The sequence below is a fragment of the Pseudomonas avellanae BPIC 631 genome (assembly GCF_000444135.1).
Lineage (GTDB): Bacteria > Pseudomonadota > Gammaproteobacteria > Pseudomonadales > Pseudomonadaceae > Aquipseudomonas > Aquipseudomonas avellanae.
Map to the genome: position 1 here is coordinate 38,139 of NZ_ATDK01000246.1, position 24,188 is coordinate 62,326.

Consider the following 24,188-nt stretch of genomic DNA (forward strand, 5'->3'; position numbering starts at 1 on the left):
ATTCAAGCGTCTGTCCAACGGGTTTCCCGGTGTCTGCCATCCCTGTCCACGCGGGAGCAGTCAGTGCCGTCCGACAGCCGTTACTGGTCAATCAACGAGATGTTCGCGCTCCAGCGCAGGAATTAAAGCGTTTTGAAGAAATCCACCCCAGCACCCAGCGCTGTTCCGCTATGGCGGCAGCAATTGCACTACCGGCTCAAGGAAGGGGCCCTGATCGCCTTTGGCGCACTGTGCCTGTACCTGATGATGGCTTTGCTGACCTACGACCAGAGCGACCCTGGCTGGAGCCATACCAGCAGCAATGCCGGGCAGGTTCAGAATGCCGCAGGGTGGGCCGGTGCCTTCTGTGCCGACATCCTGTTCATGATTCTGGGCTATTTCGCCTACATATTTCCGTTACTGCTGGCGATCAAGACCTGGCAGGTGTTTCGTCATCGTCATGAGCCCTGGCAGTGGAGCGGCTGGCTGTTTTCCTGGCGCCTGATAGGGCTGGTCTTCCTGATACTGGCGGGTGCCGCGCTGGCACACATTCATTTCCACTTCTCGGCGGGTTTTCCGGGCTCGGCGGGCGGTGTGCTGGGCGAAGTGTTGGGCGATCTGGCCAAAAGGGCGCTGAACATCCAGGGCAGTACCTTGTTGTTCATTGCCCTGTTCCTTTTCGGCCTGACAGTGTTTACCGATCTGTCGTGGTTCAAGGTGATGGACGTCACCGGCAAGATCACCCTGGACCTGTTCGAGTTGTTTCAGGGCGCTGCAAATCGCTGGTGGACTGCCCGTGCCGAGCGCAAGCAGATGGTTGCGCAACTGCGCGAGGTCGATATGCGCGTAAACGATGTCGTGGCGCCTGTCGCCCCGGACCGTCGCGAGCAGGCCAAGGCCCGAGAGCGCATCATCGAACGCGAAGTGTCGCTGAGCAAGCACATGACCGAGCGCGAAAAACACGTGCCTGCGGTCATCGCCCCAGCACCGTCGAAGCCGGCAGAGCCAAGCAAGCGCGTCCTGAAGGAAAAACAGGTACCGCTGTTCGTTGACAGCGCCGTCGAAGGCACCTTGCCGCCGATTTCGATCCTTGATCCGGCGGAAAAGAAGCAGCTCAACTATTCGCCGGAGTCTCTGGCGGCGGTCGGTCATCTGCTGGAAATCAAGCTCAAGGAATTCGGTGTCGAGGTCTCGGTGGATTCGATTCATCCTGGCCCGGTCATCACCCGTTACGAAATTCAGCCCGCCGCTGGCGTAAAGGTCAGTCGCATCTCCAACCTGGCCAAGGACCTTGCACGTTCGCTCGCCGTGACCAGCGTGCGTGTGGTCGAGGTGATTCCGGGCAAGACCACCGTGGGTATCGAAATCCCCAACGAAGACCGCCAGATCGTGCGGTTCTCCGAGGTGCTGTCGACCCCCGAATACGATAACGCCAAGTCGCCTGTCACCCTGGCGCTGGGCCACGACATCGGCGGCAAGCCGGTGATTACCGATCTGGCGAAAATGCCCCACCTGCTGGTGGCCGGTACCACCGGTTCCGGTAAGTCGGTGGGTGTGAACGCAATGATCCTGTCGATCCTGTTCAAGTCCGGCCCGGAAGATGCCAAGCTGATCATGATCGACCCGAAAATGCTCGAATTGTCCATCTACGAAGGCATTCCACACTTGTTGTGTCCGGTGGTGACCGACATGAAGGACGCTGCCAACGCCTTGCGCTGGAGCGTCGCCGAGATGGAGCGCCGCTACAAGCTGATGGCGAAGATGGGCGTGCGTAACCTGTCGGGCTTCAACCAGAAGGTCAAGGATGCGCAGGATGCCGGAGAGCCGCTGGCCGATCCGCTGTACAAGCGCGAAAGCATCCACGACGAAGCACCGCTGCTGACCAAGCTGCCGACCATCGTGGTGGTGGTGGACGAATTTGCCGACATGATGATGATCGTCGGCAAGAAGGTCGAAGAGCTGATCGCGCGTATTGCACAGAAGGCCCGTGCTGCCGGTATTCACCTGATTCTGGCGACCCAGCGTCCTTCGGTGGACGTGATTACCGGTCTGATCAAGGCCAACATCCCGACGCGCATGGCGTTTCAGGTGTCGAGCAAGATCGACTCTCGCACCATCATCGATCAGGGTGGCGCCGAGCAATTGCTGGGTCATGGTGACATGCTCTACATGCCACCGGGCACCAGTCTGCCAATTCGCGTCCACGGTGCATTCGTTTCCGACGAAGAAGTGCACCGTGTGGTGGAAGCGTGGAAGCTGCGTGGCTCTCCTGACTACAACGACGATATTCTCGCCGGTGTGGAAGAGCCCGGCAGCGGCTTTGATGGCGGCAGCAGTGAGGGCGGTGAAGACAGCGAAAGCGATGCCCTTTACGATGAGGCTGTGAAATTCGTCCTTGAAAGCCGTCGTGCATCGATTTCTGCCGTGCAGCGCAAACTCAAGATTGGGTACAACCGTGCCGCGCGCATGATCGAAGCGATGGAAATGGCAGGCGTCGTGACCTCCATGAACACCAACGGCTCGCGTGAAGTACTGGCCCCCGGGCCGGTGCGCGACTGAGTTTTACCACCCCGGTTTGCATCGACAGCGTGCACGGCGCGCTGTCGCATCATCATCGACTTCAAAGAGGAATCCCATGCGTCTTATCCGCATGCTGTTGGCCACCGCACTGACCTTCTCCGTGATCCCTGCCCATGCCGACGGCAAGGACGTGGCACGTCTGACCCAACTGCTGGAAAAATCCCAGACGCTGACCGCACGCTTCTCGCAGTTGACGCTGGACGGTGGCGGTACTCAGTTGCAGGAAACCACCGGCGAAATGGCCTTGCAGCGCCCAGGCCTGTTCAACTGGCACACCGACGCGCCTCAGGAACAACTGATGGTTTCCGACGGCAAGAAGGTCTCGCTGTGGGACCCTGATCTTGAGCAGGTCACGATCAAGAAGCTTGATCAGCGCCTGACCCAGACCCCGGCATTGCTGCTGTCCGGTGACGTGTCAAAGATCAGCGAAAGTTTTGATATCACCGCGAAGGAAGCCGGTGGTGTGATCGATTTCGTGCTCAAGCCCAAGACCAAGGACACGCTGTTCGACAGCCTGCGCCTGTCGTTTCGTAACGGTATCATCAACGATATGCAGTTGATCGACAGCGTCGGGCAGCGCACCAACATCCTGTTCACCGGCGTCAAAGCCAACGAGTCGATTGCTGTCAGCAAGTTTCAGTTCCAGATTCCCAAGGGCGCTGATGTCATTCAAGAGTAAAAGGGCCTATTCCTGACATGGACCTGTTCAGCCGCGAACCGATAGCTCAGCCCCTGGCTGCACGTTTGCGTGCTACCAATCTGGATGAGTATGTCGGTCAGGAGCACGTGCTGGCCCACGGCAAGCCTCTGCGCGAGGCGCTGGAGCAGGGCGCGCTGCACTCGATGATCTTCTGGGGCCCGCCCGGCGTCGGCAAGACTACGCTGGCCAGGTTGCTGGCCAAGGTTTCGGACGCACATTTCGAGACTGTTTCGGCGGTGCTGGCCGGGGTCAAGGAAATTCGCCAGGCCGTGGAAGTCGCCAAGCAACAGGCCGGGCAATACGGCAAGCGCACGATTCTGTTTGTCGACGAAGTGCATCGCTTCAACAAGTCGCAACAGGATGCGTTTCTGCCTTACGTTGAGGACGGCACGCTGATTTTCATCGGCGCAACCACTGAAAACCCTTCGTTCGAACTCAATAACGCCTTGTTGTCACGGGCTCGCGTCTACGTGCTCAAAAGCCTCGACGAGGCGGCGTTGCGCAAGCTGGTCAATCGCGCCCTGACCGAAGACCGTGGGCTCGGGCAACGCAAGCTGACCTTGAGTGACGAAGGGTTTACGATGCTCATGGCCGCTGCTGATGGTGACGGCCGGCGCATGCTCAACCTGCTGGAAAACGCCTCCGATCTGGCCGAGGATGGCAGCGAGATTGATATCGAGTTGTTGCAGAGCCTGCTAGGCGACAGCCGACGCCGCTTCGACAAGGGCGGCGAGGCGTTTTATGACCAGATATCGGCCCTGCACAAATCCATTCGCGGCTCCAACCCGGATGCCGCCCTGTACTGGTTTGCGCGCATGATCGACGGCGGGTGCGACCCGCTGTACCTGGCGCGGCGCGTGGTGCGCATGGCCAGTGAAGACATCGGCAATGCCGATCCGCGCGCGCTGCCATTGTGCATGTCGGCCTGGGATGTGCAGGAACGGCTCGGCAGCCCCGAGGGTGAGCTGGCAGTTGCGCAGGCCATTGTCTACCTGGCCTGCGCGCCGAAAAGCAACGCGGTCTACATGGCATTCAAGGCTGCGATGCGCGAAGCGGGCGAACATGGTTCGCTGGAGGTTCCGTTGCACTTGCGCAACGCGCCGACCAAGCTGATGAAACAACTCGGTTATGGCGAAGAATATCGCTACGCCCACGACGAGCCGGACGCTTATGCCGCAGGCGAAGATTACTTTCCGGACGAACTGGAGCCACGCCAGTATTATCAACCCGTGCCGCGCGGCCTTGAGCTCAAGATCGGTGAGAAGCTCAGGCATCTTAACGCGCTGGACGCTGCCAGCCCTCGCCAGCGGAGAAAGTGATGATTCAAACCATTCTTGCGGTGTCGATCGCCGGTATCGCTGGTACATTATTGCGCTTTGCAACAGGTACCTGGGTAAGCGCCAACTGGCCACGCTATTTTTACGCGGCGACGCTGGCAGTCAACATTGTCGGCTGCCTGATTATCGGTGTGCTGTATGGCCTGTTTTTGTCACGGCCTGAAGTGCCCGTCGAAATTCGTGCCGGCTTGATTGTCGGCTTTGTAGGCGGTCTGACGACCTTTTCATCCTTTTCACTGGATACGCTGCGCCTGCTGGAAAGCGGGCAAGTACCGCTGGCTCTGGGCTATGCCGGTATCAGTGTATTCGGCGGGCTGCTCGCAACCTGGGTTGGCCTGTCCCTGACCAGACTTTGATAGACGAGAGAACGATATGCTCGATTCCAAACTGTTACGTACTCAACTTCAGGACGTAGCGGATCGCCTGGCTTTCCGTGGCTTTACACTGGATGTGGCGCGCATTGAATCGCTGGAAGCCCAGCGCAAGGTGGTGCAGACCCGCACCGAACAGTTGCAGGCCGAGCGCAATGCCCGTTCCAAATCCATTGGTCAGGCCAAGCAGCGCGGTGAAGATATTGCGCCGTTGATGGCGGATGTCGAGCGTATGGGCAACGAACTGAGCGAAGGCAAGGTCGAGCTGGACGCCATCCAGGCCGAACTGGACGCACTGGTGCTGAACATCCCGAACCTGCCTCACGAATCCGTGCCGGTTGGCGCTGACGAAGAAGGTAACGTCGAAGTGCGCCGCTGGGGCACGCCGACGGCGTTCGACTTCGAGGTGAAGGATCACGTTGCGCTGGGCGAGAAATTCGGTTGGCTCGACTTCGAGACCGCCGCCAAGCTGTCCGGCGCACGTTTCGCGTTGTTGCGTGGCCCGATCGCACGCCTGCACCGCGCACTGGCGCAGTTCATGATCAACCTGCACATCAACGAACATGGCTACGAAGAGACCTACACGCCTTACCTGGTGCAGGCACCGGCGCTGCAAGGCACGGGTCAGTTGCCGAAGTTCGAGGAAGACCTGTTCAAGATCTCGCGTGAAGGCGAAGCTGATCTGTACCTGATCCCGACGGCTGAAGTGTCGCTGACCAACATTGTGTCGGGCGAGATTCTTGACGCCAAACAGCTGCCGCTCAAGTTCGTTGCCCACACGCCGTGCTTCCGCAGCGAAGCGGGCGCGTCAGGCCGTGACACCCGCGGGATGATCCGCCAGCACCAGTTCGACAAGGTCGAGATGGTCCAGATCGTTGCCCCTGACGATTCCATGGCGGCCCTTGAGTCGCTGACCGGTAACGCCGAACGCGTTCTGCAACTGCTGGAGCTGCCTTATCGTACGCTCGCGCTGTGCACCGGCGACATGGGTTTCAGCGCCGTGAAGACGTACGACCTGGAAGTGTGGATCCCCAGCCAGGACAAGTACCGCGAAATCTCTTCGTGCTCCAACTGCGGTGATTTCCAGGCGCGTCGCATGCAGGCTCGCTGGCGCAACCCGGAAACCGGCAAGCCGGAACTGGTTCACACGCTCAACGGTTCGGGGCTGGCGGTAGGTCGTACCCTGGTGGCCGTGCTGGAAAACTATCAGCAGGCGGACGGTTCGATTCGCGTGCCGGAAGTGCTCAAACCGTACATGGGCGGCCTTGAGGTTATCGGTTAAATGGAGTTTCTGCCGCTGTTCCATAACCTGCGTGGCAGCCGCGTGCTGGTGGTCGGCGGCGGTGAGATTGCCCTGCGCAAATCACGCCTGATCGCTGATGCCGGGGCTGTACTGCGCGTGGTTGCGCCGGAAATAGAAACCCAGTTGCGCGAGCTGGTTGCGCACAGCGGCGGCGAACTGATTCTGCGCGGCTACAGCGAAAGCGATCTTGACGGCTGCGTGCTGATCATTGCCGCCACGGACGACGAGCCGCTAAACGCTCAGGTTTCTCGCGATGCCCGGCTACGCTGCGTGCCGGTCAACGTGGTGGATGCTCCGGCGCTGTGTACCGTCATCTTTCCGGCTATTGTCGACCGTTCGCCCTTGGTGATTGCCGTGTCCAGCGGCGGCGATGCGCCGGTGCTGGCACGTCTGATCCGGGCCAAGCTGGAAACCTGGATTCCCTCCAGTTACGGGCAGCTCGCCGGGCTTGCCGCGCGTTTTCGCAATCAGGTCAAAGGCCTGCTCCCTAACGTGCAGCAACGCCGGGCGTTCTGGGAAGAGGTTTTTCAGGGGGCCATTGCCGACCGTCAACTGGCCGGGCAGGGTGCCGAGGCCGAGCGCCTGCTGATCGCCAAGATCGCTGGCGAGCCACCGGCGCAAACCGGTGAGGTGTATCTGGTCGGCGCAGGTCCTGGCGATCCGGATTTGCTGACCTTTCGCGCCTTGCGTCTGATGCAGCAAGCGGACGTGGTGCTGTATGACCGCCTTGTCGCACCGACGATCCTTGACCTGTGCCGTCGCGATGCCGAGCGTGTCTACGTCGGCAAGCGTCGTGCAGAGCATGCTGTGCCTCAGGAGCAGATCAATCAGCAACTGGTTGCACTGGCCAAGCAAGGCAAACGTGTCGTGCGCCTGAAAGGGGGCGATCCGTTTATCTTCGGCCGTGGTGGCGAGGAAATCGAAGAGCTGGCGGCGCACGGTATTCCGTTTCAGGTGGTTCCGGGTATTACCGCTGCCAGCGGTTGCGCGGCGTACGCAGGCATACCGCTGACGCACCGCGATCATGCGCAGTCGGTACGGTTCATCACCGGGCACTTGAAAAACGGTACGACGGACCTGCCCTGGTCCGATCTGGTGGCGCCCGCTCAGACGCTGGTGTTCTATATGGGCCTGATCGGTTTGCCGGTCATTTGCGCAGAGCTGATCAAACACGGCCGCTCTGCCGACACGCCTGCCGCGCTGGTTCAGCAGGGCACCACGGTCAATCAGCGTGTATTCACCGGCACTCTGGCCAACCTGCCGCAACTGGTTGCCGAACATGAGGTTCATGCGCCGACGCTGGTGATTATTGGCGAAGTGGTCAAGTTGCGTGAGAAGCTGGCCTGGTTCGAAGGCGCTCAGGCCACGCTCTGAGTCCGAAAGTGGATAGCCCGTTCGGGCTATCCCTCTCGTTTTGCTTATGTGTTACTTGCTCCGGGCACCTTCACCTGACAATCGCTCGCGGTCGTGACCTGCTTGCAGATCAAGTGCTGGCCCCTTGGGAATGATTCCGGTCGGGTTTATGGTGCGATGGCTAGCGTAGTAGTGGCCTTTGATGTGTTCAAAGTCTACGGTTTCTGCAATGCCTGGCCATTGGTAAAGCTCGCGCAGCCAGTTGCTGAGGTTGTGGTAGTCCGCGATGCGCCGCAGGTTGCACTTGAAGTGGCTGTAGTAGACCGCATCGAAGCGCACGATGGTTGTGAACAGACGTATGTCTGCTTCGGTGAGGTGTTTTCCCGTCAGATAGCGCTTTTCGCCCAGCAGGTTCTCCAGTACATCCAGTTCAGCAAACACATCATCGAAGGCTTCCTCGTACGCCCCCTGCGACGTTGCGAACCCGGCTCGATAGACCCCATTGTTGACCTTCGGGTAAATTTGCTCATTGAGTTCGTCAATGCTCGACTGCAACGCGGAAGGGTAGAAATCCAGGGTATTGCCGGTCAATTCGTCGAACGCAGAATTGAACATGCGGATGATTTCCGCAGACTCATTGCTGACGATGCGCTGCTGCTGTTTGTCCCACAGCACCGGAACGGTCACGCGACCGGTGTATCGAGGGTCATCGGCCGTGTAGCGCTGGTGAAAGAACCGAAAGTCATCCAGCGCGTCGCCGCTTGAGCCTTTCTGCTGATCGAAGGTCCAGCCGTTTTCCAGCATCAGCCAGCTGACCACCGATACATCGATCAGCTTTTCCAGACCCTTGAGCTTGCGCAGGATCAATGTGCGATGCGCCCATGGGCACGCCAGAGACACGTAGAGGTGATAACGGCCCGCTTGGGCAGCAAAACCACCTTCACCTGATGGCCCTGCTTGCCCGTCGCGCGTGACCCAGTTACGTCGCTGAGCATTTTCGCGCTGAAACGCGCCATCTTTGCTGCTTTCGTACCACTGGTCTTGCCAGTGTCCATCGACCAGAAGGCCCATGTCTGACTCCCGTTGCTGAATGATGAAACTTGGAGGTCAGTTCAGGCGCGTCGGTTCGATCTGAAAAGCGCAAGATTATGGACGCCGTTCATCGTCACAGCCGATAGGTCACAGGGTCCTGTCGCGGCGATCCCAGAACGTTTGCGCTTGCTGGAAAGCGTCCTCGCGCGCGACGCCCAGGCCACGCAGGGCCAGTGCCATGGTCGAGATCAGCGCCAGGTGCGGGTAACTGTCTTCGATTTCGCCGCGCCACAGGGCCAGCAATTGCTGCGGATCAAGTGTTGCCGGTTTCACATGGCGACGCGGTGAAAGCGCCGGCCACTCTTCGTCCCAGGGCTGTCCACCGGTGGTGCCGTACAGGTGGCTGATGGTGTCGGGGTTGATCTCGATTTCGCCGCCGTCACCCTTGACCACAATGGCGTTATCGCCCAGCAGGCTGCTGGCATCGCGATGCACGCCCTGATAGCCCGGATGGAAGATGCTTTGCAGGCCGCAACGGGCCTGCAACGGGTTGAGAATGCGTGCCAGCGAATGAATGGGGGAGCGCAGGCCCAGCGTGTTGCGCAGGTCGATCATGCGCTGCAACTGCGGTGCCCAGTCTGCGAGCGGTATGAACGCCAGGTTGCCTTGTGCCAGTGCGCTTTCGACCGCTGACCAGTGACGGCACAGAGGAATGTTCAGCAAGCCCAGCAATTGCTCGGTGTACAGGCGGCCAGCGGTGTGTGCGCCGCCGCCGTGCAGTAGGATCTTCACGCCGTTCTGCGCCAGACACTTGGCTGCCAGCAAATACCACGGCAAGTGACGTTTCTTGCCTGCATAAGTTGGCCAGTCGATGTCGACCTGCATGGCCGGGGCATTCAGGCGTTCACGCACCGCTTCGGTAAAGCCCGCCAGTTCCTCGGGGCTTTCTTCCTTGTGACGCAGCAGCATCAGAAAGGCGCCAAGCTGGGTGTCCTCGACTTTTTCATCGAGCAGCATGCCCATCGCCTCTCGCGCTTCTTCGCGCGTCAGGTTGCGTGCGCCACGCTTGCCTTTGCCCAGAATGCGGACGAAAGGGGCGAAGGGGTGTTCTTCAGGTGTTTCGGTAACCAGCGGGGCGTAGTCGTTCATATGCAATTGGTCGGCTTTGGCAGGCCCGCCAGCTTGGCGGCAAGTTTGGCGGGGGTGCCGTTGAACAAGCGGTTGAGGTGCAGGCTGTTGCCTTTTTCCGTGCCCAGCTTGAGTGCGGTGTATTTGATCAGCGGCCGGGTGGCGGGCGATAGCTGAAACTCGGCGTAGAAATCCCGAAGTAACAGGAGGATTTCGGTGTGTTCGGCACTCAACGCGATACCTTCTTCAGTAGCGATGGCATTAGCAATGTCCATCGACCAGTCGTCGAGGTGCTTGAGAAAGCCGTCCTTGTCCAGTTCGATGCTGCGTCCGTCAATCATCAACTGTTTCATAACCAGGTGTTGACCTTGTCGAAGCGTAACGAAAGGTCGACGAAAGCCGGGTAGTCGATACTGTTCACTCCCGCAGGCAGCGACAGATCACGTGCCTTGAGGTCTTCATCAAGGACGAACAGTTTCACCGAGTCGATCAGGGGCTGCAGGTTCTGTCTATGTGCGCTGGCGGGCATCAATGCATACGCGGCATCGCCGCACAGCAACAGGCCATCATGTGTGCCCAGCAGGCGCATGCAGCTGTCCAGGCGGGTGTCGGCAAAGGGCGAATGAGAAACAACGTGCAAGGTAGCCATCAGATCGTAATCACCTCGTCGTAACGGTCAAAAAGTGCCGACAAATCGGACCGTGCGGCCAACTGACGGATCTCCTCGCTCAGCGCGCTGGCAGGAATGCCGCGTTCTGTCAGGCTTTGCCCGCAGGCGTACAGGTCGTCGACGCCAAACATCGACAGCGCCTTCAGGTTCGCGGTCAGGTCTTTCTGTTGCAGGGCGGCGGGCACTTGTTGCGGCAGCAACTGGAACACGCCGTCATCCACAAACAGCAGGCCGACCGGCAGGTCGAACGCACCGCCGGCCAGCGCGATGTCCAGTGCTTCCCGAGCGCCCGGACCTGACCAGGGTGACTGACGGCTGACAATCAACAGTGATCTCGACATCTCATGGCCCCCCAAAGCAGATCAGACGGTCAGCGGATTGCACTGCATCGTGCAACTGACCCAGCCCGGACAATTCCCACGGCGCGAGCAGATTTGCCGCTGGCCGCTGATAACGCTCGGCTTCTTGAGTATCAAGCACGCCGCGACGCAGTGCAGCCGCGATGCACACCACGCCATCAAGGTTGTGCTCGGCGATGAAATCGCGCCACTGCAGCGCCAGATCTTCCTCATCCTGGGGCGTCACGACATTGGCCGACGCGCTGTGCACACCGTCCTGATAAAAAAACAGCCGGACAATCTCATGCCCGCCTGCAAGCACTGCCCTGGCAAACAGCAAGGCACGCCGCGAGGAAGGCGCATGCGCGGCGGAAAAAAGCGAAATGGCGAATTTCATGATCGGCTCTGCCAATAAAACATGCGCAATGATAAAGAATTCAGGGCCGGGCGTGTGGGTTTGGCGTGAAAGGCAGCGACACTTATCTGGCTGACGCTAAGGAACCCGACGACGTCGGGCCGGAAACGGAGCGGGGATTTTGCTTACTTTGATCCTTCAAAGTCAGTCGCCGAGGGGCGAAGAGGTGACTTGAGCCTGGAATATATCCAGCTGACATCGCAGAACCCTTGTGTAACGCAGAGCGTCACGAAACGTATAGCGTCACGCGCAACGATCAGCACGCGGCACGACTAGGCCAATCGCCCACTGATTGATAACAAATAAACATCAATCGATGAAAACATAGCACTTATCGTTTCAAAGTGTGTCCGTCAGACTCCTCGATCACAAGCGCTGACAAGCACTCTAACAAGATCGCTGGAGAACACCCATGAATGGCTCATCACCCCATAAAACTGCGTCCGCCCGATCCCGGGCCGGAGCAGTGTTTCGCGTCACATCAGGCAACTTCCTCGAACAATTCGATTTCTTCCTGTTCGGCTTCTACGCCACCCAAATCGCCTCGGCCTTCTTTCCCGCGACCAGCGAGTTCGCCTCGTTGATGATGACCTTTGCGGTCTTTGGCGCGGGTTTCCTGATGCGTCCCTTGGGGGCGGTGATTCTTGGCGCTTATATAGACGACGTCGGCCGCCGCAAAGGCTTGATCGTGACCCTGTCGATCATGGCCAGTGGCACGCTGCTCATTGTGCTGGTGCCCGGCTACGCGACTATCGGGCTCTGGGCACCGGCGCTGGTCTTGCTGGGGCGTTTATTGCAGGGGTTCTCTGCCGGAGCCGAGCTGGGCGGGGTGTCGGTGTATCTGGCCGAGATGGCCACGCCGGGTCGCAAAGGCTTTTACACCAGTTGGCAATCCGGTAGTCAGCAGGTGGCGATCGTTGTCGCGGCTGGGCTGGGTTACGCGCTCAACCAGTGGATGGCCCCTGCGGCGGTGGCTGACTGGGGCTGGAGAATTCCATTCGCCATCGGTTGCCTGATCATCCCGTTCATTTTCCTGCTGCGTCGCAGCCTTCAGGAAACCGAAGAGTTCGCCACCCGCTCACACCGCCCGAGCATGCGGGAGGTCTTCGCAACGCTGCTGCAGAACTGGCGTGTGGTCATCGCCGGGATGCTGATGGTCGCGATGACGACTACCACGTTTTACCTGATCACCATCTATGCACCGACCTTTGGCAAAACCGTGCTGAACCTGAGTACCGCCGATGCTCTGCTGGTGACCTTGCTGGTCGGTGTGTCCAATTTTATCTGGCTGCCCATCGGCGGCATGCTGAGCGACCGTTTCGGGCGCAAGCCGCTGCTGGTGGCAATGACCTTACTGACCATCATCAGTGCTTATCCGGCGCTGTCCTTTCTCGCTCAGGCCCCCAGCTTCGGCCACATGCTGGAGGTGCTGCTGTGGTTCTCGTGCCTTTACGGTTTGTACAACGGCGCTATGATCCCTGCGCTGACTGAAATCATGCCGGTGGAGGTTCGCGTTGCCGGTTTTTCTATGGCCTACAGCCTGGCGACCGCGGTTTTCGGTGGCTTCACTCCGGCCATCTCCACATGGCTGATCCACCTGACCGGCGACAAGGCTGCGCCTGCGTACTGGATGACTTTCGCTGCGCTGTGCGCCCTGGGCGCGACACTGGTGCTGTACCGGCACATTTCAGCTCGCCCGCAATTAGCCGTGTAATCAAGGAACATGAACATGAAATCATCGCGTAAACATCAACTGGCTGTGCTTTTTCTGGGCTGCGTAGCAGTAAGCGCTGCAGCTCAGGCCGAACAACTCAAGGTCATGACGTCTGGCGGGTTTACCGCTGCGTACACGCTGCTCGGGCCGCAATATGCGGCGTCTTCCGGGGATTCACTGGACACCATTCTCGGCCCGTCGATGGGCAAAGCGCCTGAGGCGATTCCCAATCGTCTGGCCCGTGGCGAGCGTGCCGACGTAGTGATCATGGTCGGCTATGCGTTGGACGACCTGATCAAGCAGGGCAAGGTAGACCCCGCATCGCGTGTCGAGCTTGCCGATTCGCGTATCGGAATGGTCGTGAAGCAGGGCGCTGCCAAGCCCGCTATCGGCACCGACAGCGAGCTGAAAGATACGCTGCTCAAGGCCAGGTCGGTCGCGTATTCGGACAGCGCCAGTGGCGTGTACGTCGAAAAAGAGCTCTTTAAAAAGCTCGGCATTCAGCAAGAGCTCGCGCCCAAGAGCAAGATGATCGAGCGCATTCCGGTGGCCTCGGTGGTTGCCAAAGGCGATTACGAAGTGGGCTTTCAGCAGGTTGCCGAGTTGCTGCCGGTTCCCGGCGTGACCTTCGTGGCGAAGATTCCCGAAGACGTTCAGTCGGTCACCCGCTACGCCGCAGGCATCCCGGTCAACGCCGAGCACCCGAAACAGGCGAAGGCTTTGCTCGATTACCTGGCATCCCCAAAGGCGCAGGCCACCGTGCAGGAAACCGGGCTGGACTCAGTTCCCCGCTGACCGGAACGGCATTTTCCTGACCAGTTGCTCCAGCTCCAGGGCCGCTGGTGTGAGCGTACGGCCGCGACGCTTGATCAAGCCGACGTTGCGGATCACCTCAGGTTCGACCAATGGGACGCTCACCAGAAACGGGTGAGCGGTCATTGGCATGGCAATCGAGGGTACCGCCGCCACGCCAAGTCCCGCTTCCACAAGACCGATCATCGTGGTCACGTGCCGGGTTTCGCAGATGCTTTCCTTGTGCGGTCTTGAGCGTGCCAGCGCCTGATCCAGCACCAGCCGGTTGCCCGAGGTGATGTCCAACGCGATGTAATCGTGGCTGTACATCTCTTCCCAACTGACACTTTCGCGAATCGCCAGCGGGTGATCCCGGCGGCACGCCATCACGTAACGCTCCTGCAAAAGCAGTTCAAAATCCACTTCCGGCGCCAGGTTGCCGCTGAAACTCACCCCGAAATCGGCTTCGCCAAGGGCAACGGCACTGTTGACCTCGTTGGCGCTGGCGTCCAGCACCTTGACCCTGATTTTCGGGTAATCCTCGCGAAAGGCGCTGATCACCTGCGGCATGAAGTAGTACGCCGCCGAGGGCACGCAAGCAATTGTGACGCTGCCCATCCGCGTGGAGCCGACTTCGCCGATCGTCATCAGCGCAATGTCCAGATCATCCAGTATGCGTTCAACCTGCGGCAGAAATGCGCGGCCTACAGTGGTCAGGCTGACCTTGCGTGTGGTGCGCTCGAACAGCTTCACATTCAGCGCCGATTCAAGTTTTTCTATGCGGCGGCTGAGCGCTGGCTGGGTGATCCGCACTGATTCCGCAGCCTTGCGAAAACTACCGTTTTCGACAACGGCACGAAAGGCCTGGAGGTCGTTGAGATCAAAGTTGATGGACATTGCGTGGCCAGTGGATTGATAGGGTATGGAAATCAATGTATCCGATCGGGCCGGGCATACCTTGAGCGCTGCAGGCGTAATCAGGTGGAGGGCGGATCGGTCAGGACAGCGTCGCGCTCATGAAGAACCAGTGCCTTTGCCAACGCAATGGCCCCCGGTATATCCAGCTGACTGGACGCGAACGACTTGATCAGCAACGATTTGGGCAGTGCCCAATCCCATTTTTCCCTGATCAGGTTTTTTACGTCTTTCAACAGCGGCTCTACATCGTTGGCATCCAGCTCTGCAATCCTGCCCAGTGCCGCTAAAGCACTTTCCCGAGAGGCACCTATTTCAAGCACCAGCCCCGAGCCTGAGCACATCACCCCGGACTGATTGAGCAAAAGGCAAAGCGCATCATTGGTGTAATCACCCGCCCAGCTCAGCAGATAACTGGTCGAGGCTGATCCAGTCAGATACTGGTCTGCGAGCCCCAGCCTGTGGAATGTCTGGCGTGCCTCTTCGAGCAAGGCTTGCGCATTGGCATCGATGAACGGGCAGGGACTGCTCTCTGTCAGTACGGCGCGCATCTCTTGCCGTACGCGGTCATGAATTTTGGCCCCTAGGCCGTCGAATACGGGCGGCTCGCCGCCACGTGCAGGCATGACAACAATGACTTTCTTTTCCAGGTCGACATCCAGTACCTGCCAGCGTCGGCCGCCAAATATGATTCGTTGGCCCAGGGTCAGCGGGCGGCTGACAGGAACGGATCCGAGCGGCTTGCCATCCCGGACCAGTCTGAACTCTTCATCGGTGGTAAATGCGCTGTAAAACTCATAGTGATTGACCAGCTTCTCACCAATTTCACCCGGTAGCAGCAGGCCCGAACTGTCCTGAACGATCAGTTTCTTTTCACCCAGAGCCTTGAGCAGGGTCATAAAGTCCGCTTTGTTGATGGCTGCAAATGTCCCGCTTGCGACCAGGCTAGTCCACAGCTCTGCTGCACTGGCACCACCTTGTTGAGCGATCATCGACAAGCACTGCTGTACCAGTGTCGAGGCGTGCAGGCCGTTCGCTCTGGGCGGTTCAAACCATTTTTCGATCAGCAACCGAATCATGGCGATTGTCTGCACGAGATCTTGCCGGAGTTGATCCGAAAGACCTGACTCAGGTGTCAGGGTGCTTTCCTGGCAATAGGCGCGCAGTGTTGCGGGCTCTCCCTCACGGCGTCCTGATCGACCCAGTCGCTGGCGCAGACTGGCGACCGAGGGAGGCGGTCCGATCTGGGCAACGGCTCTGATGTTGCCGATGTCGATACCCAGCTCAAGGGTTGTGGTACAGACCGCAGAGGCGGGCGGGGTGCCCGCTTTCAAGGCTCGCTCTGTGTCTTCACGCAAGTCTCTGGACAGGCTTCCATGGTGCGGCAGGAATTCATTGGGCAGACCATCGTTTTCACACAAACGACGCAATCTGTCGGCGTACCACTCCACCTTGTCGCGGCTGTTGGGGAAAATCAGATTGTTGCTGCCGCGCAAAACCTTGTACAGATGTGCCGCGATAGCGTGTCGGGTCCCGGACGCATCTTCCTCGTCATCGTCGTCTTTTGCTGTGGCCGCCTGCTCGCTTGCAAGGAGTTTTTTCAGCGGCAGCATCGTGTAGCCGCGTACCTGAACCTGTAAGTCCTGGCCCGACGCTCTAGAAATGATTTCATCCATGCGCCGGGTTTGTCCCGGGCGCAGGAACTCGCGGGCGAGCGCCATCTCCCCCAGGGTCGCAGACAGGCCTACACGCGGAAGTTTCCTGTTGGCAACGCTCTCGACGCGGTGCATCAGCGATTGCAGTTGCTTGCCGCGTTCGCTGCCGATGAACGCATGCAATTCGTCGATCACGATGTAACGAAGGTTTTGAAAAAGACCTGCCAGGGCCGAGCCACGGTTGACGAACAAGGCTTCCAGCGACTCTGGAGTAATAAGCAGAATGCCGCTGGGCGATTTAAGAAATTTATGCTTTTTGCTTGCTGATACATCGCCATGCCACCCGACGACCGGAATTTCCAGGCGTTCGCACAGACGCGTCAACCTGTCCCATTGGTCATTGATCAAGGCTTTTAGCGGGCTGATGTAAAGTACCGCGCCAGGCGGATCTGCGCTGTTGAGCAGGTTGGTCAGAATGGGCAGAAAGGCCGCTTCGGTTTTGCCCGCTGCCGTTGACGCCGCAATGATCACGTCGCGATCAGCCTCGATCAGTGCAGGGATAGCCCACTCCTGAGCATCCCTGAGCGAGGTCCAGCCTTGGGACCACACCCATTGCTGTACATCGGGGTGAAGCTGCTCGAACGCAGATGAGTCAGAGCTTGAAACTGGTGAGTTCATCGTCGGCCTCTACGTTCAGGTCGTTCTGACCGCCATCGTCTCTAGCAATCTCCACGGCCCCCAGAAGCGTTCTCCAGTCTGCGCCCGGATTTTGTTCCAGGACCGCCAGCAGGTTGATGAAAGCAGTAATGGTGGTCCGTGGCGTACGGAAGTAAGCCTCTCCCAGCCGTTGGCCACAGTGCTCGATGAAGACGGGGATCGCCTCATCCGGGAGCAGGTATTTTTCCGGATCGCCGTAGGCATAGACGTTGCGCAGATTCTGCAGGAGGACATAGAAGTCCTCGGGAGTCAGGCTGGTCAGACGGATGACCGGGCCAGAAAGGTCGACATAACCTGTCTTGGCAAAGGTGTTTTCTGCCAGCCTGGACTGAAGGGCAGGGTAGCTGTACAAGCCTCGGCGCGTATCCATCAGAAATTCAGGCGTCCCCCCCAGCACAAAGCCCAACCCGTCTGTCGATCCTTGCAGCGAGTCGTTGAGAATGCGCAAAATCTGTTCGTAGTTCGCATTACGTGCCTGGGTATTGGCAAGCTTGTACAAATTGACCAGTTCGTCCAGGCACACCATAAGCCCGCCGAAGCCTGCCAGGCGCACGAATCGGGACAGCAGCTTGAGCTGATCGTAAACGGACGCATCATCAACGCAGCTTCTTACGCCAAGTGCCGCACGCGCATCCGTCTTCGTAGTGAACTCGCCTCGTAGCCAGCGAATGGCGTCGGCTTTGAGCTTTTCGTTGCCTTCATCAAAGCCACGGCAGTAGGCGGCAATGACTTCGGCAAAATCATAACCGTTGACCATTTCGGTCAGTTCGGCGAGGTACTGACGGATCACCGTCTCGCTGTCGATACCCTTGCTCCGGGCTTCGGTTTTTGCCTGGGAAATGAATTTTTCCACAATGCCCTGAAGCGCACCGCCATCCGGCTTGGTGCGTGTGGACATGTTCTTGGCAAGTTCGGCGTAAAGCGAGCGCGCCTGGCCGCCCGAAGCGTGCAAACGCCGGTCGGGGTTGAGGTCGGCGTGCATGGTTACCAGCTTGCGCTCCATCGCAATGCCTCTGACCAGATTGAGGAAGAATGTCTTGCCTGCGCCGTACTCACCGATAACGACGCGGAATGCGGAGCCACCCTCGGCCAGGCGGTCGACATCCTTTATAAGGGCGGCCAATTCACCAACCCGGCCCACTTGTATCAGGTGTTGTCCGACACGAGGAACAACCCCTGCGCGCAGTGACTGAATGACCGCATCGCGATCCTTGGCTCGTATCGTGCTCATAGGGTTAGCTCGCTTAAGATATCCGGGTTGATTTCGATCGGGTCATCGCCCTCGGAAACCGGCATGTCGAACAGCTCGAATGCCATGTCGTTGATCTGCTCCAGTGCACCATCGAGCATCAGATCCATCGTGGCAGTTGCATTTTCCAGCGCCTGCCGAGTCCATGCGTTACGCGATACCAGCAGGCGGAGAAATGCCGAGTGTTCTGTATCGAGTCCGTAAAGATGCGTCTCGGCGTCGGAGGCATTTTGCGCGGTTGCTTCTGCGCTAATCTGTTCGTCTTCCTGATCGCCCTTGAAAACATTGGCCAGAAGTGCTGAAACCGCCGCTGTCTCGCGTTGTAACTGCACGACCTTGTGCATGTCCAGAACAATTCCGGAGCCCTGCTTTTTGCCGTCGGCTCCGGTTGAAGCCGGTAACGATCGGCGCGCAGAGATTATTCCGCCAGACGCGCTGGCCGCCGCCCCATGCAGATCGCTGTAAAGCGAAGTCGTATCGAGTTGCAGGGCTTTGTAGACGCGCTCCAGCAGCTTGACCTGCTGAGGGGTGACGGTTCCATCAGCCTGGGCAAGCTGAGCGAGAAAATAGCCGATAGTGCGCTTTTCATCGTGCTGCAGTGCAGCAATCCTCTTTTTAAGACTTGAAAGCGTGGGCGGCTGCAACCGTTGGAGTAACTGGTACGCCTTGAGACGTTTTCGATGTGTGACGGAAAAATGAGTCCACGAATCGATGTGCTGGTCGAGCAGCGCGCTCTGCGCCTGATTCGTTCCTCCTGACGCGGCTACTGACGTGGCGATATCCAGCGTGGTCAAGGCGACGCTGTAGTCTGTCGTTGCGCGCAGGGCCGGTTCATCAGGCTCCGTTTCAAACAGCACGACGTGCTCTTCTGTTTTCGCACGGCTGCCAGCCAGCACATCGGGTTCCATACCGATGTTCAGGCCCTCCAGAACTCTTGCCAGCGCGGTTATCTGGTTGCGCGGCAGAGCGCCGTCAGACTTGAAACGTTGCGCCAGCTCGTTGAACGTCAATGCAATTGCGTCAGAATCGACGTCTGATTGCAGTTTTTCCAGTTCGTGCTTCGCGTATTCAGGCCACAGGAATATCGGCAGCAGAAGCAAGCCTTCCAGTGCATCGTATTTATCAGGGGTCTCGACGTTTCGGCCCACATAACGGCTGAATGGAGTGAGCAGCTCAGTGCATTCCTCAACGATGGGTTGCAGCTTTTTGCGAATGCCTGACGTCACGCTTACATCAGGGAGATCACCTACAGGTATGGGCGGTACGTCGAGGTAGGGAGAGGACGCAGGGTAGGTAATCCTCAGTCTCGTTTTATTGTTGAGTACTTTCAGACCGCCGGGGTAGCGTTGGGTATATTCCGCCTTGAACAGACGCTGAAACAAATCCGAGCACCTGACGATGGGTTTGCGCCTTGAAATATTCGGATCGGTCATGGCCCAGGCCAATGCCCAGCCGCTGTTCAACGGGTATTTGTCTTTGGCCATCTGGCCCAAGGCTACACGCGTCAAAGTCGGCATTTCATAGTTGCCGGCCGATTTCGTTGGCGGCTCGAGCAAGTACATACGCTCTGAAATAGCTGGCATGTCCAGGTGTTCAAGAAGCCTCAGTGCCTGACTGCAAAACGACGCATGCTGGTAATAAAGGCTGATCAGACGCTCTATCTCGGCTTTTATCGCGATGCAGTCTTCTCGTGCCTCGGCGTCAGACTGAGTGTCGACGAGCAATCGACGTTCAAGGCCATGGAAAAACATGAAGACATAGCCGCTACCTGCTTTGGGGTCGCACCGACCACCTGCCAGCCATTGCAGATAGCCGCGACGTTCTTTTGGGTCTAGGTCATCGTAAGTCGACCAGTAGAACGTCAGTGTGGTGGCAAGATCGACGTGCGAAGTCGCTACTTTCAAGGATGTGTCAATGAATGAAGGCTCTGACTGCCTGAATCTCGGATTTCTCGCCCCCGTGTAGACCATGCCGTCTGACAGCGTAATGCCGGCGACAGTGACGGGCTCCCCCGGACGTAGCCATCTGAGTTTATCGGTGTGAGCAGGCGCCTTCGGAATGCTGAAGGACCCGCTGTCAGGTGAGCCCTTAACGGTAAAGAACTCCAGGTTGAGAGTGGAGGAGGCCGGCTGCGGCGCAGCGGACACAGATTTCTGTACTGACGTGACCACATCACGCTGAGGTTGCGTGCCGCCAATCAGGTTGCTGGACGGTCTACTGAAACGCGCGTAGCGCCCTATGGCGAGGCTGGCGTAGTCACCGATGCCAAGAGCATGTGTCCGGACAGGGGACCGGCTGGGTACCACCCACCAGGGACGAAGCTCGACTGAAGCGTGCAAAGCGACCCATCGCGAGGTTTTCAGTGTCTGATTCGACAGCGGGTGTTTGGGTGGTTGCCGGTAGGCATTCGTCGCGAGCCCCGGCACCGTGCCGAATCTCGTCCGCGTGGAGCGGTGTGCTTCCAGCAAGATGGGTGGACGGTCGACTGGGTGCCATTGTCTCTTCCATGGTTCGTCGGCTTGCAAACCGGCAGTATCCACATTTTGTATGCGGGGGCCAAGCACGCGCATAGCGTGAGAGAAAGCTGAAATCAGCCAGGATGGGCTTGCGTTGGTGAGCGTGCGCTTACCAAACCCCAGAAACGACAAAGCCCTGAATAATCAGGGCTTTGCGCTACCAAATATGGCGGAGGCATAGAGATTCGAACTCTAGGACCTGTTACAGTCGGCAGTTTTCAAGACTGCTGCCTTAAACCACTCGGCCATACCTCCACTACGTTGCGGGCGCCATAATACCGGAATGAAACAAGCTGTCAAACTCTGTGACTAGCCAGTTGCGGCAGCTCTGTTATGATCTTTGCAACTCAACATTTCAACAGGAAGGAGTTTCGCCATGCGCGAACAGGATTACAGCCTTAAAACCGGCATGCAGGCCGACCAGCTCGAGGTTAGTCGTGTCCTGCGCAATACTTATGGTCTTCTTGCCCTGACGCTGGCTTTCAGCGGTGTCATGGCGTTTGTCGCGCAGCAGATGCGCGTTGGCTACCCGAACATTTTCGTGGTGCTGATCGGCTTCTACGGTCTGTTCTTCCTGACCAACAAGCTGCGTGATTCGGTCTGGGGCCTGGTTTCTACCTTTGCCCTGACAGGTTTCATGGGCTTCCTGCTGGGCCCGATCCTCAACCGTTATCTGGGCATGGCCGGTGGCGCTGAAGTCGTCGGTTCCGCATTTGCGATGACCGCACTGGTTTTCGGCGGTCTGTCGGCTTACGTGTTGATCACCCGCAAGGACATGAGCTTCCTGGGTGGCTTCATCACCGCAGGCTTCTTCGTGTTGCTTGGCGCGGTAGTGGCCAGCATGTTCTTCCAGATCAGCGGCCTGCAACTGGCGATCAGCGCAGGTTTCGTACTGTTCTCGTCGGTCTGCATTCTGTTCCAGACCAGCGCGATCATTCAGGGCGGCGAGCGTAACTACATCATGGCAACCGTCAGCCTGTATATGTCGATCTACAACCTGTTCATCAGCCTGTTGCAGATCTTCGGCATCATGAGCCGCGACGACTGATCCACATGATCAAGGTGGCCTGAACGTTCAGGCCACTTCGCTACACGCAAAAGCCCCGAATTTTCGGGGCTTTTGCTTTTCTGCGTTTTGAACAACGTCAGGTGTTTCGGTGCTGGCGTTATGCCGGTCTTTCAGCGTGTTTGCGAAGGCAACAGGTTCAACCTGACGATGCCCGTTTGGACCTGCCTGAGGCACCGGATATTTTGACCGATCAGTCATTTTTATCGAAATTATTACAGTCTTATCAGCCGCTTATCGTTTTTCTATTATCACTGAAAAAAATACCAGGCTATTCCCCAATACCTGTAGGTACTTTCCTGCTTTAGGCCAATTGACATCATCCAGGAGGGTGGACACATTTTTTCAAGATGTGTCAGTTTTGTTACGCAACACAAGGCGAGTGACAGGATTCCTCGCAGCAGGTGGAGTCCTGTCACACCTAAATCCGTTCTATCAGCTGACGAAAGTCAAAGAAAATGCTGCAATTCAACTCTCCGCCGCTACCAGCACCTCATTCGATCAGATCAATACGTTTGCGCACGAGTATGACCGTGGGGGTAACCTCACGATCAACGGCAAACCTTCGTACTCGGTCGATCAGGCTGCTAATTTCATTCTTCGCGATCACGCCGCCTGGTCGGACCGCGACGGTAACGGCACCATCAACCTCACGTACACATTCCTGACGGCCAAACCTGCCGGGTTCGACAATTCTCTGGGGACTTTCAGTGCGTTCAACGCGCAACAGAAAGCTCAGGCAGTGTTGTCGATGCAATCCTGGGCAGACGTGGCCAAGGTCAGTTTCACCCAGGCCGCTTCTGGCGGTGACGGGCACATGACCTTTGGCAACTACAGCGATGGCAGCAGCGGCGGGGCGGCGTTTGCCTCCCTGCCGAGCGGCGGCCGTACAGATGGTCAGTCCTGGTACCTGATCGACGATTCCTACCGGCAAAACGTCTCCCCGGACAACGGTAACTATGGTCGTCAGACGTTGACCCATGAAATAGGCCACACCCTGGGCCTGTCTCACCCCGGCGACTACAACGCTGGTAACGGCAACCCGACCTACAAGGACGCCACCTACGCAGAAGACACGCGCGGCTACAGCGTCATGAGCTACTGGAGTGAGTCCAATACCGACCAGAACTTCGTCAAGGGCGGCGCTCCGTCGTATTCCTCGGCACCGTTGCTGGACGATATTGCGGCTGTTCAGCAACTCTACGGCGCGAACCTGAGCACGCGGGCCACTGATACGGTCTACGGCTTCAACTCCACTGCCGGGCGCGATTTCTACAGCGCCACATCTGCCTCTTCCAAGGTGGTGTTCTCGGTGTGGGATGGCGGGGGCAAGGATACCCTCGACTTCTCGGGCTTCACCCAGAACCAGAAAATCAACCTGAACGCGGCCTCGTTCTCTGACGTCGGCGGCATGGTGGGCAACGTTTCCATTGCCAAGGGCGTTGTGGTGGAAAACGCAATCGGGGGTTCGGGCAACGATCTGTTGATCGGCAATGCTGCCGCCAACGACCTCAAAGGCGGTGCCGGCAACGACATCATCTACGGGGGTGGCGGCGCAGACAGCCTCACCGGCGGCGCAGGCGCAGACATCTTCGTGTTTGGTGCCAGTTCCGATTCCAACCGTGCCGCTCAGGACACGATTCGCGATTTTGTCAGCGGTCAGGACAAGATCGACGTATCGGCTATCTCCACGCTGAGCGCGTTGCAGTTCGTCAACGCGTTCAGCGGTCATGCTGGCGAAGCGATCCTGAACTACAACCAGAGCAGCAACCTGGGTAGCCTGGCGATCGACTTCACCGGTCAGGGTGTTGGGGACTTTCTGGTGGGCACCGTGGGTCAGGCGTTTGCCGCGGATATCATTGTTTAACGCGTAATGCTCGTGGGCGGGTCAATCGATTCGCCCATGAGTTGGTACATTCTTGCCATGACAACCCATCGTTTTTTTCAAATCGCTCCAGCGGTCGTCGTGCTGCTGGTGGGTATTTGCGGAGTAAGTACGGCCATGAGTCTGAAACTACCCAGCCCCGCTGAACTCAGCGGCAAGTGGCAATTGTTTATTCAGGCGCAGGCTGATCAAGCCTGCGAATTGCAGCTCAATACCGACGTGCCGCAACTGGGCGGTGATCCTGCCTGCGCGGCCAAATGGCTACACGAAGCGCCGACCGGCTGGTTTCCGACGCCCGATGGTCTTGCCCTGACTGGCAAAGAGGGTAATAGGCTGATCCATTTCAATCACACCGGTGGGCAGCATTACCAGGCGCGTCTGCCTGGTGGTGAGACGCTGATGCTGGAGCGACTGGCCGATTAGCTCCTGCCTGACCGCTGTCCGGTGACAGGTGCTCAAAAAAGTACAGAAGA

21 protein-coding genes and 1 tRNA gene are annotated in these 24,188 nt (G+C 58.3%); 11 read left to right on the forward strand and 11 right to left on the reverse strand.

The genetic code is table 11. The features are described from left to right. Positions 1 to 132: 132 nt before the first annotated feature. From ftsK to cysG, 6 genes are all read left to right on the forward strand, one after another. The gene (ftsK, locus tag DW49_RS0113660; protein ID WP_005618958.1) at positions 133 to 2,538 is read left to right on the forward strand and encodes a DNA translocase FtsK; all 2,406 of its coding nucleotides are present in this window, start codon (positions 133 to 135) and stop codon (positions 2,536 to 2,538) included. A gap of 76 nt (positions 2,539 to 2,614) precedes the next feature. Next, positions 2,615 to 3,238: an outer membrane lipoprotein periplasmic chaperone LolA gene (gene lolA, locus DW49_RS0113665; RefSeq protein WP_005618957.1), complete on the forward strand. Its 624-nt coding sequence runs from the start codon at positions 2,615 to 2,617 to the stop codon at positions 3,236 to 3,238. 17 nt (positions 3,239 to 3,255) lie between these two features. Then, complete coding sequence (locus tag DW49_RS0113670) at positions 3,256 to 4,578, forward strand: replication-associated recombination protein A (protein ID WP_005618955.1); 1,323 nt, start codon at positions 3,256 to 3,258, stop codon at positions 4,576 to 4,578. Further along, positions 4,578 to 4,952, forward strand: a complete 375-nt coding sequence (crcB, locus tag DW49_RS0113675; protein WP_005618954.1) for a fluoride efflux transporter CrcB — start codon at positions 4,578 to 4,580, stop codon at positions 4,950 to 4,952. Before DW49_RS0113670 ends, crcB begins: the two co-directional genes overlap by 1 nt. Before the next feature lie 16 nt (positions 4,953 to 4,968). Beyond that, entirely contained in the window at positions 4,969 to 6,249 is a 1,281-nt protein-coding gene (serS, locus tag DW49_RS0113680; RefSeq protein ID WP_005618953.1) for a serine--tRNA ligase, read from the forward strand. Then, entirely contained in the window at positions 6,250 to 7,644 is a 1,395-nt protein-coding gene (cysG, locus tag DW49_RS0113685; RefSeq protein ID WP_005618952.1) for a siroheme synthase CysG, read from the forward strand. 51 nt (positions 7,645 to 7,695) lie between these two features. Here the strand turns inward: cysG and DW49_RS0113690 are convergent, their stop codons facing one another. The 6 genes from DW49_RS0113690 to tusD form a co-directional block, all read right to left on the reverse strand. Continuing rightward, positions 7,696 to 8,694, reverse strand: a complete 999-nt coding sequence (locus DW49_RS0113690; protein WP_005618950.1) for a glutathione S-transferase family protein — start codon at positions 8,692 to 8,694, stop codon at positions 7,696 to 7,698. 108 nt (positions 8,695 to 8,802) lie between these two features. Next, on the reverse strand, positions 8,803 to 9,804 hold the full coding sequence (locus tag DW49_RS0113695; RefSeq protein ID WP_005618948.1) for a glycosyl transferase family protein: 1,002 nt from the start codon (positions 9,802 to 9,804) through the stop codon (positions 8,803 to 8,805). Further along, positions 9,801 to 10,136, reverse strand: coding sequence for a TusE/DsrC/DsvC family sulfur relay protein (locus tag DW49_RS0113700; RefSeq protein ID WP_005618947.1), 336 nt, complete (start codon positions 10,134 to 10,136; stop codon positions 9,801 to 9,803). The genes DW49_RS0113695 and DW49_RS0113700 overlap by 4 nt, the downstream gene beginning before the upstream one ends. Further along, entirely contained in the window at positions 10,133 to 10,432 is a 300-nt protein-coding gene (gene tusB / locus DW49_RS0113705) for a sulfurtransferase complex subunit TusB (RefSeq protein WP_005618946.1), read from the reverse strand. The genes DW49_RS0113700 and tusB overlap by 4 nt, the downstream gene beginning before the upstream one ends. Then, entirely contained in the window at positions 10,432 to 10,794 is a 363-nt protein-coding gene (tusC, locus tag DW49_RS0113710; protein ID WP_005618944.1) for a sulfurtransferase complex subunit TusC, read from the reverse strand. Before tusC ends, tusB begins: the two co-directional genes overlap by 1 nt. Before the next feature lies 1 nt (position 10,795). Next, positions 10,796 to 11,188: a sulfurtransferase complex subunit TusD gene (tusD, locus tag DW49_RS0113715; protein WP_024419868.1), complete on the reverse strand. Its 393-nt coding sequence runs from the start codon at positions 11,186 to 11,188 to the stop codon at positions 10,796 to 10,798. 430 nt (positions 11,189 to 11,618) lie between these two features. Here tusD and tcuC point away from each other — a divergent pair, with 430 nt between their 5' ends. Beyond that, complete coding sequence (gene tcuC / locus DW49_RS0113720) at positions 11,619 to 12,920, forward strand: MFS transporter (RefSeq protein WP_024420608.1); 1,302 nt, start codon at positions 11,619 to 11,621, stop codon at positions 12,918 to 12,920. Between the two features lie 15 nt (positions 12,921 to 12,935). Beyond that, positions 12,936 to 13,715, forward strand: a complete 780-nt coding sequence (locus DW49_RS0113725; protein WP_003380172.1) for a substrate-binding domain-containing protein — start codon at positions 12,936 to 12,938, stop codon at positions 13,713 to 13,715. On the opposite strand, the gene DW49_RS0113730 is transcribed toward DW49_RS0113725, so the two are convergent. The 5 genes from DW49_RS0113730 to DW49_RS0113750 form a co-directional block, all read right to left on the reverse strand. After that, complete coding sequence (locus tag DW49_RS0113730; RefSeq protein WP_005618940.1) at positions 13,701 to 14,609, reverse strand: LysR family transcriptional regulator; 909 nt, start codon at positions 14,607 to 14,609, stop codon at positions 13,701 to 13,703. The genes DW49_RS0113725 and DW49_RS0113730 overlap by 15 nt on opposite strands. Positions 14,610 to 14,689: 80 nt before the next feature. After that, complete coding sequence (locus DW49_RS0113735) at positions 14,690 to 16,891, reverse strand: DEAD/DEAH box helicase (protein ID WP_005618939.1); 2,202 nt, start codon at positions 16,889 to 16,891, stop codon at positions 14,690 to 14,692. A gap of 43 nt (positions 16,892 to 16,934) precedes the next feature. After that, positions 16,935 to 18,230, reverse strand: coding sequence for an ATP-binding protein (locus DW49_RS0113740; protein ID WP_003380173.1), 1,296 nt, complete (start codon positions 18,228 to 18,230; stop codon positions 16,935 to 16,937). Beyond that, the gene (locus DW49_RS0113745; RefSeq protein WP_229687517.1) at positions 18,227 to 20,218 is read right to left on the reverse strand and encodes a tellurite resistance TerB family protein; all 1,992 of its coding nucleotides are present in this window, start codon (positions 20,216 to 20,218) and stop codon (positions 18,227 to 18,229) included. The genes DW49_RS0113740 and DW49_RS0113745 overlap by 4 nt, the downstream gene beginning before the upstream one ends. 713 nt (positions 20,219 to 20,931) lie before the next feature. Further along, positions 20,932 to 21,019, reverse strand: a tRNA-Ser gene (locus DW49_RS0113750). A gap of 121 nt (positions 21,020 to 21,140) precedes the next feature. Between DW49_RS0113750 and DW49_RS0113755 the strand changes: the two genes are divergently transcribed. From DW49_RS0113755 to DW49_RS0113765, 3 genes are all read left to right on the forward strand, one after another. Next, positions 21,141 to 21,812, forward strand: coding sequence for a Bax inhibitor-1/YccA family protein (locus DW49_RS0113755; RefSeq protein WP_005618936.1), 672 nt, complete (start codon positions 21,141 to 21,143; stop codon positions 21,810 to 21,812). A gap of 457 nt (positions 21,813 to 22,269) precedes the next feature. After that, a complete protein-coding gene (locus DW49_RS0113760; RefSeq protein WP_024420610.1) occupies positions 22,270 to 23,697 on the forward strand; it encodes a serralysin family metalloprotease in 1,428 nt (475 codons plus the stop codon). Positions 23,698 to 23,754: 57 nt separating this feature from the next. After that, positions 23,755 to 24,138 carry a protease inhibitor Inh/omp19 family protein gene (locus DW49_RS0113765; protein WP_152522160.1) on the forward strand — a complete coding sequence of 128 codons (384 nt, stop codon included), beginning with the start codon at positions 23,755 to 23,757 and terminating at the stop codon, positions 24,136 to 24,138. The last annotated feature ends 50 nt before the right edge of the window (positions 24,139 to 24,188 follow it).

Coding starts and splice junctions, on each gene's coding strand:
- tcuC (WP_024420608.1), top strand. CDS start 11,619: ATGAATGGCTCATCACCCCATAAAACTGCGTCCGCCCGATCCCGGGCC.
- DW49_RS0113755 (WP_005618936.1), top strand. CDS start 21,141: ATGCGCGAACAGGATTACAGCCTTAAAACCGGCATGCAGGCCGACCAG.
- DW49_RS0113745 (WP_229687517.1), bottom strand. CDS start 20,218: ATGGTCTACACGGGGGCGAGAAATCCGAGATTCAGGCAGTCAGAGCCT.
- DW49_RS0113725 (WP_003380172.1), top strand. CDS start 12,936: ATGAAATCATCGCGTAAACATCAACTGGCTGTGCTTTTTCTGGGCTGC.
- tusC (WP_005618944.1), bottom strand. CDS start 10,794: ATGTCGAGATCACTGTTGATTGTCAGCCGTCAGTCACCCTGGTCAGGT.
- DW49_RS0113740 (WP_003380173.1), bottom strand. CDS start 18,230: ATGAGCACGATACGAGCCAAGGATCGCGATGCGGTCATTCAGTCACTG.
- DW49_RS0113730 (WP_005618940.1), bottom strand. CDS start 14,609: ATGTCCATCAACTTTGATCTCAACGACCTCCAGGCCTTTCGTGCCGTT.
- DW49_RS0113670 (WP_005618955.1), top strand. CDS start 3,256: ATGGACCTGTTCAGCCGCGAACCGATAGCTCAGCCCCTGGCTGCACGT.
- cysG (WP_005618952.1), top strand. CDS start 6,250: ATGGAGTTTCTGCCGCTGTTCCATAACCTGCGTGGCAGCCGCGTGCTG.
- crcB (WP_005618954.1), top strand. CDS start 4,578: ATGATTCAAACCATTCTTGCGGTGTCGATCGCCGGTATCGCTGGTACA.
- DW49_RS0113765 (WP_152522160.1), top strand. CDS start 23,755: ATGACAACCCATCGTTTTTTTCAAATCGCTCCAGCGGTCGTCGTGCTG.
- serS (WP_005618953.1), top strand. CDS start 4,969: ATGCTCGATTCCAAACTGTTACGTACTCAACTTCAGGACGTAGCGGAT.
- lolA (WP_005618957.1), top strand. CDS start 2,615: ATGCGTCTTATCCGCATGCTGTTGGCCACCGCACTGACCTTCTCCGTG.
- DW49_RS0113695 (WP_005618948.1), bottom strand. CDS start 9,804: ATGAACGACTACGCCCCGCTGGTTACCGAAACACCTGAAGAACACCCC.
- tusB (WP_005618946.1), bottom strand. CDS start 10,432: ATGGCTACCTTGCACGTTGTTTCTCATTCGCCCTTTGCCGACACCCGC.
- DW49_RS0113700 (WP_005618947.1), bottom strand. CDS start 10,136: ATGAAACAGTTGATGATTGACGGACGCAGCATCGAACTGGACAAGGAC.
- tusD (WP_024419868.1), bottom strand. CDS start 11,188: ATGAAATTCGCCATTTCGCTTTTTTCCGCCGCGCATGCGCCTTCCTCG.
- DW49_RS0113690 (WP_005618950.1), bottom strand. CDS start 8,694: ATGGGCCTTCTGGTCGATGGACACTGGCAAGACCAGTGGTACGAAAGC.